Source organism: Agrobacterium sp. CMT1 (assembly GCF_037203725.1).
GTDB lineage: Bacteria > Pseudomonadota > Alphaproteobacteria > Rhizobiales > Rhizobiaceae > Agrobacterium > Agrobacterium pusense.
On the sequence record NZ_JBBCAR010000016.1, the window covers coordinates 1 to 14,876 of the forward strand.

11 protein-coding genes, 1 tRNA gene and 1 pseudogene are annotated in these 14,876 nt (G+C 59.1%); 7 read left to right on the top strand and 6 right to left on the bottom strand.

Annotation, left to right across the window (positions count from 1 at the left end; all coding sequences use genetic code 11):
- From WA845_RS18080 to WA845_RS18095, 4 genes and pseudogenes are all read right to left on the bottom strand, one after another.
- Positions 1 to 1,196: pseudogene (locus WA845_RS18080) on the bottom strand (vitamin B12-dependent ribonucleotide reductase); the annotation flags it as partial.
- Between the two features lie 818 nt (positions 1,197 to 2,014).
- On the bottom strand, positions 2,015 to 2,512 hold the full coding sequence (gpt, locus tag WA845_RS18085) for a xanthine phosphoribosyltransferase (protein WP_006698845.1): 498 nt from the start codon (positions 2,510 to 2,512) through the stop codon (positions 2,015 to 2,017).
- A gap of 307 nt (positions 2,513 to 2,819) precedes the next feature.
- Positions 2,820 to 3,665 (bottom strand): universal stress protein, encoded by an 846-nt coding sequence (locus WA845_RS18090; protein WP_004442189.1) that lies wholly within the window; start codon positions 3,663 to 3,665, stop codon positions 2,820 to 2,822.
- A 105-nt stretch (positions 3,666 to 3,770) separates the two neighbouring features.
- Entirely contained in the window at positions 3,771 to 4,562 is a 792-nt protein-coding gene (locus WA845_RS18095) for a competence/damage-inducible protein A (RefSeq protein ID WP_006698846.1), read from the bottom strand.
- A 277-nt stretch (positions 4,563 to 4,839) separates the two neighbouring features.
- On the opposite strand from WA845_RS18095, the gene wrbA reads away from it, so the two are divergent.
- Positions 4,840 to 5,439: an NAD(P)H:quinone oxidoreductase type IV gene (wrbA, locus tag WA845_RS18100; RefSeq protein WP_004442185.1), complete on the top strand. Its 600-nt coding sequence runs from the start codon at positions 4,840 to 4,842 to the stop codon at positions 5,437 to 5,439.
- 486 nt (positions 5,440 to 5,925) lie between these two features.
- Here the strand turns inward: wrbA and WA845_RS18105 are convergent, their stop codons facing one another.
- Together WA845_RS18105 and WA845_RS18110 are read right to left on the bottom strand one after the other, a co-directional pair.
- The gene (locus WA845_RS18105; protein WP_004442183.1) at positions 5,926 to 6,171 is read right to left on the bottom strand and encodes a DUF982 domain-containing protein; all 246 of its coding nucleotides are present in this window, start codon (positions 6,169 to 6,171) and stop codon (positions 5,926 to 5,928) included.
- A gap of 81 nt (positions 6,172 to 6,252) precedes the next feature.
- Entirely contained in the window at positions 6,253 to 6,540 is a 288-nt protein-coding gene (locus WA845_RS18110) for a hypothetical protein (RefSeq protein WP_004442182.1), read from the bottom strand.
- 734 nt (positions 6,541 to 7,274) lie between these two features.
- Here WA845_RS18110 and WA845_RS18115 point away from each other — a divergent pair.
- The 6 genes from WA845_RS18115 (at position 7,275) to WA845_RS18140 (ending at position 14,846) form a co-directional block, all read left to right on the top strand.
- Positions 7,275 to 7,427 carry a DUF3309 family protein gene (locus WA845_RS18115; RefSeq protein WP_004442177.1) on the top strand — a complete coding sequence of 51 codons (153 nt, stop codon included), beginning with the start codon at positions 7,275 to 7,277 and terminating at the stop codon, positions 7,425 to 7,427.
- 239 nt (positions 7,428 to 7,666) lie between these two features.
- A tRNA-Cys gene (locus WA845_RS18120) sits at positions 7,667 to 7,740 on the top strand.
- Positions 7,741 to 7,983: 243 nt separating this feature from the next.
- Complete coding sequence (locus tag WA845_RS18125) at positions 7,984 to 8,655, top strand: protein-L-isoaspartate O-methyltransferase family protein (protein ID WP_022556281.1); 672 nt, start codon at positions 7,984 to 7,986, stop codon at positions 8,653 to 8,655.
- Positions 8,656 to 9,047: 392 nt separating this feature from the next.
- Positions 9,048 to 10,010, top strand: a complete 963-nt coding sequence (gene popZ, locus WA845_RS18130) for a cell division protein PopZ (protein ID WP_060942367.1) — start codon at positions 9,048 to 9,050, stop codon at positions 10,008 to 10,010.
- A gap of 239 nt (positions 10,011 to 10,249) precedes the next feature.
- Positions 10,250 to 13,093 carry a valine--tRNA ligase gene (locus WA845_RS18135; RefSeq protein ID WP_037094108.1) on the top strand — a complete coding sequence of 948 codons (2,844 nt, stop codon included), beginning with the start codon at positions 10,250 to 10,252 and terminating at the stop codon, positions 13,091 to 13,093.
- A gap of 463 nt (positions 13,094 to 13,556) precedes the next feature.
- The gene (locus WA845_RS18140; protein WP_004442167.1) at positions 13,557 to 14,846 is read left to right on the top strand and encodes an outer membrane protein transport protein; all 1,290 of its coding nucleotides are present in this window, start codon (positions 13,557 to 13,559) and stop codon (positions 14,844 to 14,846) included.
- Positions 14,847 to 14,876: the final 30 nt, after the last annotated feature.

Sequence of the window (14,876 nt, forward strand, 5' to 3'; positions counted from 1 at the left end):
TTGTTGGAGTTCTGGCCCGACACAGTGAGGTAGGCTTCCGAATCCCAGTCCGTGTCATAGGTCTTGAACTGGATGTCCTTGTAACCCTGCTCGGCGAACTGGATGACGCGCTTGACGTAGTTTTCCGGCACCATGTCCTTCTTGGCGGCGCGGATTTCGCGCTTCAGGGCAGGGTTCTTGGCCGGGTCGAAGCAATCGCCGTTGTCAGCTTCGCAGTTGACGCAGGCCTTCATGATCGCCTTCAGGTGCTTGGCGACGATCTTGGAACCGGTGACGAGAGCGGCAACCTTCTGCTCCTCGTTCACCTTCCAGTCGATATAGGCTTCGATATCGGGGTGGTCGGCATCAACGACGACCATCTTCGCTGCGCGGCGGGTCGTGCCGCCGGACTTGATGGCGCCGGCTGCGCGGTCACCGATCTTGAGGAAGCTCATCAGGCCTGACGATTTGCCGCCGCCGGAGAGTTTTTCGCCTTCGCCACGCAGATAAGAGAAGTTGGAGCCGGTGCCGGAGCCGTATTTGAACAGGCGCGCTTCACGCACCCACAGATCCATGATGCCGCCTTCATTAACGAGGTCGTCCTCAACGGACTGGATGAAGCAGGCATGCGGCTGCGGATGTTCGTAAGCCGACTTGGACTTGGTCAGCTTGCCGGTGAAGGGGTCGACATAAAAGTGGCCCTGGCCGGGACCATCAATGCCATAGGCCCAGTGCAGGCCGGTGTTGAACCATTGCGGGGAGTTGGGGGCAACACGCTGGGTGGCGAGCATATAAGCAAGCTCGTCGCGGAAGGCGAGGGCATCTTCTTCGGACGAGAAATATTTGCCCTTCCAGCCCCAATAGGCCCAGGTGCCTGCCAGGCGATCGAAAACCTGGCGTGCATCGGTCTCGGAGCCGTAGCGCTCGGCTTCCGGAACATCCTTCAGAGCCTTTTCATCGGGCACGGAGCGCCAGAGGAAGGAAGGAACGTCATTTTCCTCAACCTTCTTCAGGAACTTCGGCACGCCGGCCTTGCGGAAATATTTCTGCGCCAGAACGTCGGTGGCAACCTGGCTGAACTGCGCGGGAACGTCGATGTCAGCCAGACGGAACACGATGGATCCATCCGGGTTCTTGATTTCACTGACGGCCTTGCGGAAGTCGATCTCCGCATAAGGCGATTGGCCGGGCTTCGTGAAGCGGCGTTCAATGCGCATGGTTTCTGTCCTCGTCCATTGGGCGCCCGGTGAAGGGCGCAAAAATTCGTTCCAGCCGTGCGATGCCTTCGCGCAGCCGGTTGTTGCCGATCTGATGGGATGTTCATCCTTGGATGTCATCCCTGTATCTCGTGTTTAAGATGGCCGCAAGCCTACTATATATAGTATTAACACATTCTTGCTGCCAGTCCCCGCGTAATGTTTTTGGCGGTTCCGAAGGCGCAGAAAAGCCATCGGCGAACCGCCCCCTCATGGCCGGGACGCCGTTTGGACATGCGCGCTAAAGATGGAGAAGAACCGGCCTCGTTACTTTCCGGTTCGTTGCCGCCGCAACATATTTGTCACTTTCCTCTCGCGGCACAGATTCGTCAAGCCATAGATTGAAACCCATTTTTAACCACAAGATATTGTGTGGAGTGCCTGTGGAAAACGGGGATAGGAAAAGCTCTCAGAAAAATCAGTGACTTGGCGGAAAAATTTGAAGCTTGCGCGAGGCTGGTTTCCGCAACGGAAAGGCAAAACCCCGCATTTCCGGGGTGAGGCATAATGGCGACACTGCGGTTTTTCCGTGTTTTCCGCTGTCGGCAAAAAGGCCTTTTCACACAAAAAAGCCGCCCCCGGGTGGGACGGCGAAAGAGTGCATATTGCTGGGGGAAGTCTTGCGCGGTTGGTGCATCCTCACTCCGTCACCCCGGACCAGATCCGGGGTCCAGCGCGATCAAGTCCTTGATCGCAAGAGACTCACGGCGCAGACGCGCCGTGGCTGGATTCCGGCTCAAGGCCGCAATGACGGATGAGAAATGGGTCCCTGTGGGCACTCAGCCGCGCGATCCCTTGGCGATCGGCTCCTGATAGGTGAAGCCCATGTCCCAGGGGAAATAGATCCAGGTGTCCTGGCTCACTTCGGTGACGAAAGTATCGATGGTCGGCACCCCCTTCGGTTTGGCGTAAACGCAGGCAAAATGCGCCTTCGGCAGCATCTCGCGCACTTCGAGCGCCGTCTTGCCGGTATCGGTCAGATCGTCGACGACAAGCACGCCTTCGCCGGCATCAACAGTCAGCTCGGGGGCTACGCCTTTCAACAGGACCGTATCACCCTGGTTGACGTAGTCATGGCGGGTGGCGATGCAGACCGTATCGATCATGCGGATGTTCAGTTCGCGGGAAATGATCGCCGCCGGAACGAGGCCGCCGCGGGTGATGCAGACGATTGCCCGGAACTCTTTGTCGAGACCGGCAAGACGCCAGGCAAGCGCACGGGCGTCGCGGTGAAACTGGTCCCAGGAAACGGGAAAGGCTTTATCGGGAAGGGACATGTCGTCTACCATCTGGTCAAAATTGTCGATGGCTTTGGCTAATAGCCGCAAGACCGGCAAAAAGGCAAGCTTTGCGCTTATCCGGCGTGATTTTGGCTGAGAGAATGCCGCTTGTTTCTTCTCCCTTAGGGGGAGAAGGTGGCCCGAAGGGTCGGATGAGGGGGCTGGCTCTCGGTCTATCTCTACCCTCGCCCCCTCATCCCGCTGCCGCGGACTTCTCCCCGGCGGGGAGAAGAAACCAGTGGCGGACGCTCCTTTCGAGCGAGATCGCGGGGGGCTGGCGGCGCCATTTGCGCCGCATCCATATTCAACGCGACAGCAGCGTCATCGCCGTCATGGAATCGAGCAGTGTGCGGGTAACGCCGCCGAACAGCAGTTCCCACCAGCGGGAATGGCCGTAAGCGCCCATGACCAGAAGGTCGATGCTGTTATCGGAAAGGCGATTTTCGATGGCCGCCTGCGGCGAAAGGCCGGCAATCTTTTCCTGTGAGGTCACCGTCACGTTCACGCCGTGGCGGGCGAGCGTGGCGGCCAGTTCCGTACCGGCAAACCCGGAGGACTGCGTTTCGCTTTCTGCCTGGTCGACGGAGAATATCTCGACGCTGTCGGCGGCTTTCAGAAAGGGCAGGGCGTCGAAAGTGGCGCGCGTCGCCTCGCGAGAGCCATTCCAGGCGATCAGGACGCGTTTGATCGGTTTGGCGACGGTGAGCACATGCGGGACGAGGAGAACGGGACGGCCGCTTTCATAGAGAAAGCTGTCAATATCGGTGCGGCTGTCCGACAAAGCCGAGGAACTGCTCTGGCGGGCGACGACGAGATCGGCGCAACGGGCGCTGTCGATGGCAGAGGCGGAGGCGTAACCCACCGAGGTAACGAAGCTTCGCCATTCATGCGAGATGCCGTTGGCCGATAGCGTGCGCTCGAAAAGCGTGCCGACATCGGTGGTTTCCTTGTGTGCCACATCCTGCAGGGCCTGCACGGTGGCGGGATCGGGAATTTCCATCGGCGCGACGAGGGGAACGGCGGCCAGCGTTTCCATGTGCAGGCCGATGACATGCGAGGAAAACTGGTCTGCAAGGCTCACCACGAATTCGCCGAGCTTCTGTGTGTTCGAAACATTGTCGACCACTGCCAATATCGTTTTGTAACCCATTTATCTCTCCTCGGTGACATCTAATTTCTGTGGGGAGAGTGGCCGCCTTTGCAGGCCGCCACCTTGATTTTGGTCAAAGTCCGTTCGTCAAAGGCCCTTTCTCGCTCAAGCCGTTGCGTCGCCCTTGCCTGCCGCCAGTCTTTTCTCCTGTCCGATCGCTTCGATCATGGCCGCGACCGCATCCGCCGCGGCCTTCAGCACGCCTGCATCCCGGGCGCGCACCACGATTTCCGTCGAAAAGCGTTGCCCGTCATATTTCGGATAGGAACCGATGCTGGTTTCGGGATGGGCTTTCTGGATGGCCGTCAGCGGCGTGCCGATATCGCCTTCGCCATACGGTGAGCGTACGGCCTGCGACATCACCTTGGCGCCGGTGCGGAGCGTCGGCATGACGTTGTCGAGCATCGCCTGGAACACCTGCGGCACGCCGGCCATGACATAGACATTGCCGATGATGAAGCCGGGGGCGACGGAAACGGGGTTGGCGATGTGGGCAGCACCTTTCGGCATGCGCGCCATGCGCTTGCGCGCATCGGTGAATTCCATCTCACGGGCACGATACATGTCGCCAAGTATCCGCAAGGCTTCGGCATCGTGCTCGCAGGGAAGGCCAAACGCCACGGACACCGCATCCGCGGTGATGTCGTCATGGGTCGGGCCTATGCCGCCCGAGGTGAAGACATAATCATAGCGGCTGCGTAGCGCATTCAGCGCTTCGACGATCGCGTCCTCCTCATCGGCAACGATACGCACTTCCTTGAGGTCGATGCCGGACATGGTCAGCACGTCCGCGAGGTGGCCGATATTCTTGTCCTTGGTACGGCCCGAAAGCAACTCGTCGCCAATGGCGAGCATGGCGGCGGTCACGACGGATTGAGCGGAAGAGGGATTGGACATGGGTGTACTCGTCATCTGTTTTATCAGACGTTAGCCCCGTGCCCGATGATTGCAAAGCGGTTTTGAAAAAATGTATTTCGGCAAATAGTTGACGTTTCGCTTTTCCGTTCACTTATGGTGAACAGTGCGTATGCCGATAGGCCGCTGGCGTGGAAGGAGCCTGTGAGCTAGATTTTCATCACATGCTTGTAACGGGTCGCCGATAATCATCATCACGTTTTTGAAAAGGCTTCTGGCCGGGACGCCGGAAACGATAAACCCAAAGGAAACAAAGAAAATGACGAAAGTTCTGGTGCTCTATTACTCTTCCTACGGTCATATCGAAACGATGGCCTATGCTGTTGCCGAGGGTGCAAAATCGGCGGGCGCAGACGTCGTCGTCAAGCGCGTTCCGGAACTGGTGCCGGAAGCGGTCGCCAAGTCTTCGCATTTCAAGCTCGACCAAGCGGCGCCGATCGCCACCGTGGACGAACTGGCCGAATACGATGCCATCATCGTCGGCGCCGGCACCCGCTTCGGCACGGTCGCTTCGCAGATGCGCAATTTCTGGGACCAGACGGGCGGCCTGTGGTTCGGCGGCAAGCTCGTCGGCAAGGTAGGTTCCGCCTTCACCTCTTCCGCCACCCAGCATGGCGGCCAGGAATCGACTATTCTCGGTTTCCTGCCGACCTTCCTGCACCACGGCATGGCCGTCGTAGGTCTGCCCTATGCCTTCCAGGGCCAGATGGGTGTCGATGAAATCAAGGGTGGCTCCCCTTACGGCGCCTCCACCATTACCGACGGCGACGGCTCCCGCCAGCCCTCCGAAGTCGAACTTGAAGGTGCGCGCTTCCAGGGCGCGCATGTGGCGAAAATCGCCGCCAAGCTTTCTGCCTGATCCTGAAAGTCCTATGAAAAAGAAATGCGGCCCAAAAGGCCGCATTTTCTGTGCCGGTGGCATCATCACCAGCTTTACCGCAATGCTCTCCTGCGAAGCTCGTTCCCCGATCAGATCGGCAGGTTCACCATGAAGAGGCAGCTTGCAACCACGAAGCCGATCATCGAAATCTCAAGAAAACCGTTCAGTCCGTCACGCATTTCAATCCTCCTTGTTCGATCGAAAAGAGAACGGAAAAAGTTTAACGCGGTTCCATAACAGCAGAATGAAATTTAGGGATTCTTAACGCCTGATTTACGGCGTGTCAGCCGGTGACGACGAACGCCACGACGAGGTGGCCGAGAAGGCCGATCGCCAGGCAGGAGAGAAGAAAGATGAACAGGGCTTTTTTCATATATCCGGACGCTTTCCTCTGTATCGATCGATCGAACCATGAACTTGACGTTAGCGCCCCTGGCGCCTCCGTCGCGACGCGTGACGGGGCCGTTACGCCTTGATGTCGAGCCCCGCTTCGATCGCGGCGGCGATGAAGGCCTTGCGCGCGTCTTCAGGCTTTTTCCTGCCGGCATCCACGGCGGCGCAGACCAGCAGCGCCTTGTCTAGCGCCTCGCCATCCTCCACCGGCCAGTCCTCGATCAGGGCCCAGGAGGCGGCCTGGGTTGTTTCGATGCTCGTATAATCACCCGGCGTTTCGAAGGCGATCAGGACGGGTTTCTGCCAGCGCGTGTTCATCGCTCATCCATGTTGGTTTCGCGCCCGGCTCTAAACGAAGCAGGCGGGATGCGCAATCCGTTTCGGAGCCGACCGGTGCGGTCAGTCGTCGCGTCCGAACAGCCATTCGCGAAGGATGCGCCGGTCAATGAGTTCCAGTGAGCGATCCGGCGCGATGCGATAGGTTTCCACCGCCCTTGTGCTGCTGTCTATGCGGAACTCATGGGTGAAGGTGCTACCGATCGGTGACTTCGTCAGCTTTGTGCGCGGCTGGCCTTTATAGATGATGCTCCCGGGAATGGGCTCCACATAGGGTGCCGGACCGGCGGTCGTGCATCCCGCAAGCGCGAGCGAAAGGGCTATTGCGGCCGATGATGCGAGCGTTTTCATCCTGTCCTCCGAGGTCCATCTGCAAAAACGATATGGAGGCGCGGAGGTTCCCGGAAGCGGCGGATGCGGCAGTATTATTCCTTCCGACTACTTGCGCTTTGGGTTCTGAATGTCGCGCGCGACCCAGCGAAAGAAAAAATAGACGAGGAAGCCAAAGATGAAAAGCGGGATGAGGTTCGCAAAACCGGACATATGATTCTCGTTTCTCCCTCCCGTTACGGGGGTCTATCCGGAGAGGCTGAGACGAGGCAAGGGGTAGCACACATGGTCGTCGGTCACATGTACGTGTGCCGACCTGCCTGCGGCAGGAGTGGGACGGAGCGAGGGAGGGGGCGGGAGAGATCCGGCGCACTGCCAGCGAAGCCGGATCTCTCCGTCTCCCGCCGGTTTCAGGGTACGGGGGACTGTCTTCACTATGGCGGACAACCGAAAATAGACATAGAGCGAGAAATTACCTCGAATAAATTGCAGCGATCCAGGACACGCGATGGATGCGACGCGCGAGACTATGCACAGTTCCTCATCTTCACTGTCCGGGACATTGATCCGCCAGGCGCGGGGGGCGGCACGCCCCTTCCGGCCGGACCATCATGTATGGGCAAAAGCGGTGTAACCTGTTGAAACGGCACGTCTGCCGTCATTCTTTCAGCCTGCTGGAGAGGCCGGAAGAGGGAACTTTTCACGCGCTGCGTCATTGAAGCAGTCGGACACATGCCAATAGTGGAGGGTTAAACATGCTCGGCACCATCCTTGTCATCCTGCTCATTCTGTTCCTCATCGGCGCGCTGCCAAGCTGGGGTTATCATAATTACGGTTACGGCCCTTCGGGCGGTCTCGGACTGGTGCTGGTCATCGTGCTGATCCTGGTTCTGATGGGACGGATTTGATCGACCGTTCCTGAAAATGCACAGGTTGCCCGCAGTCGAAAACGCTTCGGCTGCGGGCAATTTTTCGTCCGGAGCAACGATATGACGCCAAAAGCCATGTCATCTTAGTGGCTTAGACAAGGTGGGCGGTTGGACTCCACGTACCCGGCTGAAAAAACACGACATTCGGAACGATCCCTCTTGCGCCCCAAATGGATTCGTTCTAAATGCCCGCCATCGCTCCATTGATGAGCGTGTGAGGCCTCGTGGCGGAGTGGTGACGCAGAGGACTGCAAATCCTTGTACCCCGGTTCAATTCCGGGCGAGGCCTCCAAAATTCTCCCACGGTACGATGATTTTTCCTGTTCCGCGTCACGATTGGCGACGTCTCGCCGTTTGTTCCGTGAAGAAAGCCACTGCCATTCTGCTTTTTACCCCACATCCGTCTTACCGCGCTTGAAAGCGCGCTCTTGGCCAATTATGAGATTACTCAAAGGCGAGGGGAGGCCCGCGCCGTTTTGAGCTTTTGGAGCCGGGACTTCCCGACCGGCATCCGTGAAATTGAGGCGATAACGACATGATGGATTTCGAAACCGCGCGCGCCAATATGGTCGACAGCCAGCTGCGTACGACCGACGTGACTTCGCATTCGGTGCTGAAGGCGTTTTTGAGTGTGCCGCGCGAGGCATTCGTGCCGACGGGTGCACGGCAGATTGCCTATGTGGATGAGGATTTGCAGATCTGTCCTGCCCGGGATGGCCGCCCGGCCCGTTATGTCATGAAGGCCTCGCCGCTCGCGAAGCTGCTGCAGCTCGCGGCCGTTTCGAGGGAGGACGTGGTCCTGGAAGTCGGCGGTGGTTCCGGTTATGCGGCCGCCATCCTGTCCCAGCTTGCCGGCTCCGTCGTTTCGCTCGAATGCGATGAAGCGCTGGCCGCACAGGCGACCGAAACGCTCGCTTCGCTTGGCTATGACAATGTCGCTGTCGTCACCGGCGATCTCGAAAAGGGTTATGCGAGCGAAGCGCCTTACGATCTGATTTTCGTGAACGGCGCTGTCGAGGAAGTGCCGGCGGCACTTACCGAACAGTTGCGCGACGGCGGGCGTCTCGTCGTCGTTGTCGGATACGGCAATGCCGCAAAGGCCACCGTTTATCGCCGCGATGGCGCCAGCACGTCGGCCGCGACCTTCTTCAATGCTTCGGTCAAGCCGCTGCCGGGTTTCGCCAAGGCAGCCGAATTCGTTTTCTGATCACCGTACCATCATTCTGTTCCTGACGCCGGGGTGGAATTTCCACCCCGGCGTTTTTGTGAGGATTGGAAATTCATCCCGTGTGCGTCTTCGAGAACATCGCGCCCACAAAGCTGTGTATCATCTTGAAACTTGTCGAATCAGTGATTTAGTTCGTGGCTATGCTACCCTAAACTAAGGTGATTCGGGGTGTGCGTATTTCTGCCCCGCATGACCCCTGCAGCGGGTTGCGAAGATGCGGAGCGTCTTTCTCAGGCCTGTTGCAGACTGTCGGCGCGGCGGTTGTTTTCGGCGGCCGCTGCCGTGATGTGCAGATTGAACAGGTGCGAAGTGCCCCTGGCATCCGAAGGGATGCGAGGCCGGGTGCTAGAGAGTGGAAACCGGGGATTGATATGGCTCAGCCAAGCGTAGCGCGTGAACCGTCCATGGAAGAGATACTGGCGTCGATACGCCGGATCATCGAAAGCAACGAGCCAGGGCCCGCCGGCGCATTTTCCGGCCAGTTACCGCCGGTTTATGACGATGAGGACGAGGCGGCAGGCGACGCGACTTACATGACGGAGCCAGCCAGCCCGCCGGCCCGCGTCCCTCCGCCGGCAAACCAGGCCTTTGGCGCGCGGCCTGCACAGGATTTTTCACCGGCTTATGAAAAGTCCCTGGCCGAGCCCCAGGAAATCCCCGTCGAAAAGACGATGTCGCTCGCCGATGTCGCCGCGCGGGTTCGCGCTGCCGCAGACCGCAACGCCGCCATGGGGCCGCAGGCCTTCGCCTCGCAGGGCCAGCGCGCGGCGATGCAGGCTTCTCCAGCTTCCTCTTCTCCCGCCGTGCCGCAGACCGAACGGCCCGCGGCACAGCGTCCGACGGATGTACGGCCGCTGATGGTGGCGGCTGCGGCAACTGCTGCTGAACAGCAGGCGCCCGCCGCTTCCGAGGACCGGGCCGCTGCCGCTGCCATTGAAAGTGCGCCTGTACCGGAAAACCATTTTGATCATATGGCGCTGCGCGGTGCGATTGAAACCGCCGTCGCCGAGGAAGTTTTCGACATCGACGTGCAGGAACCCATTGCCGAGGCGCCGTCACTCGATCTGGTTGCGCCGCAGCCGGAAGACAAAGCACAGGCCGGCTCTGACCTGTCGCTCAACCTCATCTCGGCCGCCGCGGGCGCGCAGATCGCGCGTTCCTTCAGTGAGCTGGCCGAGGTTTTCGACGGCGTCGAACGTCGTTCGATCGAGGACATGGCGGCCGAGATGCTGCGTCCGATGCTGCAGGAATGGCTGGAAGACAATCTGCCAACCCTGGTTGAACGTCTCGTGCGCGAAGAAATCGAGCGCGTGGCGCGCGGCTCGCGCCGCTGATTTTACGCTGGCCGCAGGGCCGGGTGCCTCCCGCCCGCGTCGGGAGGCGTGGCATTGGCGTTAAACAGGGGCCGCCCGGCACAGGGGCGGCTTTTTTATTGAAGATGAAAGCGTTATCGGGGCATAGTCGGCCATCGGGTCGCTCACGGAGCGTCCTGAGGGTCGGTTTCTGTTGACTCTCGACTGTCCATCCTTATTTAAAAAAATCCACACAAGAACTCTAAAATTCAGGTCAGGAAATGCTCGAAAAGACCTACGATTCCGCCACCGTCGAACCGAAGATCGCCAAAGCCTGGGACGAGGCTAACGCTTTTCGTGCCGGCGCCAACGCCAAGCCGGGCGCGGAAACCTTCACCATCGTCATCCCGCCGCCGAATGTGACGGGATCCCTGCACATGGGCCATGCGCTCAACAACACGCTGCAGGATATTCTGGTCCGCTTCGAGCGCATGCGCGGCAAGGATGTGCTGTGGCAGCCGGGCATGGACCATGCCGGCATCGCCACGCAGATGGTCGTCGAGCGCAAGCTGATGGAGCAGCAGCTTCCAGGCCGTCGCGACATGGGCCGCGAGGCCTTCGTGGAGAAGGTGTGGGAATGGAAGGCCGAATCCGGCGGCCTGATCTTCAACCAGCTGAAACGTCTCGGCGCGTCCTGCGACTGGTCGCGCGAACGCTTCACCATGGATGAAGGTCTCTCCGAGGCTGTTCTCGAAGTTTTCGTCACGCTCTACAAGCAGGGCCTGATCTACAAGGACAAGCGCCTCGTCAACTGGGATCCCAAGCTGCTGACTGCGATTTCCGACATGGAAGTCGAGCAGATCGAGGTCAAGGGTAATCTCTGGCACCTGCGCTATCCGCTCGAAAAGGGCGTTACCTATCAGTACCCGACCGCATTCGACGAGGAGGGCAAGCCCACCGAGTTCGAGACCCGCGATTATATCGTTGTCGCCACGACGCGTCCGGAAACCATGCTTGGCGATACCGGTATTGCCGTGAACCCGGAAGACGAGCGGTACAAGGGCATCGTCGGCAAACACGTCATCCTGCCCATCGTCGGTCGCAGGATTCCCATCGTCGCCGATGATTACGCCGACCCGACCGCCGGTACGGGTGCGGTCAAGATCACGCCCGCGCATGATTTCAACGACTTCGAAGTCGGCAAGCGCTGTGGTCTGCGCGCCATCAATGTCATGAATATCGACGGTACCATCTCCATCAAGGAGAACGAGGATTTCCTCGAAGGCCTCGACCATCCGGCGGCGCTGCATGGCGCATGGGACCGTCTGGAAGGTCAGGACCGATTTGCCGCCCGCAAGATCATCGTCGAAATTTTTGAGGAAGCCGGCCTGCTCGACAGGATCGAGCCGCACAAGCATGTGGTGCCGCATGGCGACCGCGGCGGCGTGCCGATCGAGCCGCGCCTGACGGACCAGTGGTGGGTCGACAACAAGACGCTGGCGCAGCCGGCGATTGCCTCGGTTCGCGAAGGCCGCACCAATTTCGTGCCGAAGAACTGGGAAAACACCTATTTCCAATGGATGGAGAACATCCAGCCCTGGTGCATCTCGCGGCAATTGTGGTGGGGACACCAGATTCCGGCATGGTACGGCCCGGACGGGCAGGTGTTCGTCGAGAAGACCGAGGAAGAGGCGCTGCAGGCGGCCATCCAGCATTACATCGCCCATGAAGGCCCGTGGAAGGCCTGGGTCGAGGAAAAGCTTGAGAACTTTGCTCCGGGCGAAATCCTGACGCGCGACGAAGATGTGCTCGACACCTGGTTCTCTTCTGCGCTCTGGCCGTTTTCGACGCTCGGATGGCCGGAACAGACGCCGGAACTGGCGCGCTATTATCCGACAAACGTGCTTGTCACGGGCTTCGACATCATCCCCTTCTGGGTGGTGCGGATGATGCAAATGGGCCTGCATTTCATGAAGGACGACGCCGGTAACCCGGTTGAGCCGTTCAGCACGGTCTATATTCATGCGCTGGTTCGCGACAAGAACGGCCAGAAGATGTCGAAATCCAAGGGCAACGTCATCGACCCGCTGGAACTGATCGATGAATATGGTGCCGATGCGCTGCGTTTCACGCTTGCCATCATGGCGGCGCAGGGTCGCGACGTGAAACTCGATCCGGCACGTATTGCGGGTTACCGCAATTTCGGCACGAAGCTCTGGAATGCGACGCGCTTTGCCGAGATGAATGGCGTGAAGCGTGACCCGCATTTCCTGCCGGAAACCGCCTCGCTGACGATCAACCGCTGGATCCTGACCGAGCTTGCCAACACGGCCCGCGATGTGACGGCGGCACTTGAGAACTTCCGCTTCAACGATGCGTCAGGCATTCTCTACCGTTTCGTCTGGAACCAGTTCTGCGACTGGTATCTGGAACTGCTGAAGCCGGTCTTCGGCGGCGACGATGAAAAGGCCAAGTCGGAATCGCAGGCCTGCGCGGCTTATGTTCTGGATGAGATCTACAAGCTGCTGCATCCTTTCATGCCGTTCATGACGGAAGAGCTTTGGGCGCATACGGCCGGTGAGGGCAAGGAGCGCGATGATCTGCTTTGCCTTACCGACTGGCCGGAGCCGGAGTTCCGCGACGACGCCGCGGCTGCGGAAATCAACTGGCTGATCGATCTCGTCTCCGGCATTCGTTCGACGCGCGCCGAGATGAACGTGCCGCCGGGTGCCACTGCCTCGCTGGTGGTCGTTGGCGCCAATACCTCCACGGAAGCACGGCTCGATCGCCACGCCGCCGCTATCCGGCGTCTGGCGCGGGCCGATGAAATCCGTGCCGCCGATCTCGCGCCGAAGGGGTCGGCCCAGATCATCGTCGGTGAGGCGACCATCTGCCTGCCGCTTGGCAATCTGGTCGATCTTGCGGCCGAAAAGGCTCGTCTCGAGAAGGCGATCGGCAAGGTGGACGCGGAAATGGAACGCATCGACAAGAAGTTGTCGAACGAGAAATTCGTGGCCAATGCCGATCCGGAAGTCGTTGCCGCCGAACGCGAGCGCAAGGCTGAGCTGGAAATTCAGCTCGCAAGCCTGAGAACGGCGCTCACGCGGGTAAGCGAAGCGGGGTGACATGCGGCTTGCGGCTTTGCATGAACAAAAACGCCCCGCTAAAAACGGGGCGTTTTTGCTATGGAGCGACAGGGTCGCCGTCTATCGATTGCTGCGTTGCAACGACGAATCATGTTGCTCGCCGGAGGGCGATCATTTCTCGCCATCTCGCGCTCGAAAATCTCCCGATCAGTCAAAAAAGCCAACAAAAACGGCGTGATAAGCGGCTTTCTTCGGGAAACGCGCGTGTGTGGTTATTTGGCGACAATTCCCGTCACGCGTGGGAAATTGTTTCATTTTGTGTCGTGTCGCTTCCGTTTAATTAGAAAAATAACCTAAAATGATTATGCAAGGGGATGGACATGAAATTCTTACGTAAAAAATGGAGAAGTGTCGCAGAACTGTGCCAGTGTGCGGCAGATTGTCATTTTCCGCGAAGCGCTTCACTCTTTTGATGATCACATTGCCTTGATTGGGGAGAGAGATGGCAAAAACTGCAATTTTTCGCGGCGCGGTATGTTTCGCAGTCAGCATCGCGGCGGTAACGCCTTCACTGGCCGGCGGTCTCGAGCGCGGCGGTTATAATATCGATCTGTTGTTCGATCCGTCCGATTACGTTCTCGACAGCTCCGCGACCTTCGTCGCACCGCAGCGCAAGGTAGAGAATGCGCGGGACAATCCGCTGAAAAGTGGCCCCTTGCCTGCATCCTGGTCCAGGACGGCAGATGATTCCGAAAACTTCTGGTCGACCCGCATCGGGGCCAAGGCATCGATCGGCGATTTCGGCGACTGCATGTTCGACTATTCGCAGCCCTGGGGCGCGCATCTCAATCCCGGTATCTGGCAGGGATCGAGCTACAATATCGAAACCAAGGTCAAGTCGCACAATTACGCGACCACCTGCCGGGTGAAGTTCGATCTTGGCAAGGGTGACTTCTCGATTATCGGCGGCGGCTTCTATCAGGAATTGAGCGGCTATAAGTATCGTCAGGTTCTGGGGCCGGCCGTTCTGGGCCTCAATCCGGCCTGGTCCAGCTTCAGCGGCGTCGGCAAACTTGAGATGGAAGGTGACGGCTGGGGCTGGCGCGCCGGCATGGCCTACGAGATTCCCGAGATCGCGTTCCGCGCCAGCCTTGTTTATAACAGCGCTGTCGATCACGATTTGACCGGCTTCGCCGATGTTAGAGGGATCCCACAGACACCGCCGTCCATATCTCCGACGCTTGCAAAATACGGCGGCAAGCTCGTGCCGATCTATGGCTCTGTTTCCATGCCAGACAGCATCGAACTAAAAGTTCAATCCGGCATAGCGCCAGACTGGCTTGCTTTCGGTTCCGTGAAGTGGACTGACTGGAGCCAGATTCAGGTCATTCCTTTCTGCGCGGTCGGCACATCTCCCTGCGTCCCAAGTGGCGCAGACACCCTGAACACGCTTGACCTGTTCTATCGCGACGGCTGGACGATCTCCGGCGGCGTTGGTCACAAGTTCAACGAACAGTGGAGCGGAGCCGTCAGCCTGACCTGGGATCGCGGTACGTCCACGGTCATCGGGACGCAGACAGATACGTGGACGCTCGGCACGCAGATTGTCTATTCGCCCAACAAGAACATCGAGTTCAAGATTGCCGGCGCTCTCGGCCTCCTGACCTCGGGCAGCTCCTCCATCAATGGCGGACCCTGCGGCGCTGGTTTCACCTGCGGCAACGAGGCAGGCTACGATTTCGGCAACGACCTCGTGGCAGCCATCTCGACGGGTGTGAAGGTCAAGTTCTGATCTGAGCCTTTCGCTAATGCTAAAATAAAG